The following is a 230-nucleotide window of genomic DNA, read 5'->3' on the forward strand; positions in this document are numbered from 1 at the left end:
TTCGCACTCTGCTGCCACTGATAGGAGACGGTGCCCGGCACTCCGTCCGCATCGCTCACGGTCGCGGTCAAGGTCTGGTTCTGCGTCGGCGTCCCGCTGACGCTTACCACACCGGGGCGGTTATTGGGCTGTGACGAGCCCGCAGCGAACACGACGTCGCGGAAATAGTTTGCATTCTGATAGACATTGGTGGGGAAGGCGCCCTTGGACAGGTCGAAGACGCCGGCACC

1 protein-coding gene is annotated in these 230 nt (G+C 63.0%); it reads right to left on the bottom strand.

Going from position 1 to position 230, the window contains the following annotated elements; translation table 11 throughout:
* Positions 1–230 (bottom strand): hypothetical protein (locus tag I6F31_RS36320; RefSeq protein ID WP_225187075.1); only part of this gene is annotated, 230 nt, incomplete at both ends.

The sequence above is a fragment of the Bradyrhizobium sp. NBAIM01 genome, assembly GCF_020194115.1.
Lineage (GTDB): Bacteria > Pseudomonadota > Alphaproteobacteria > Rhizobiales > Xanthobacteraceae > Bradyrhizobium > Bradyrhizobium yuanmingense.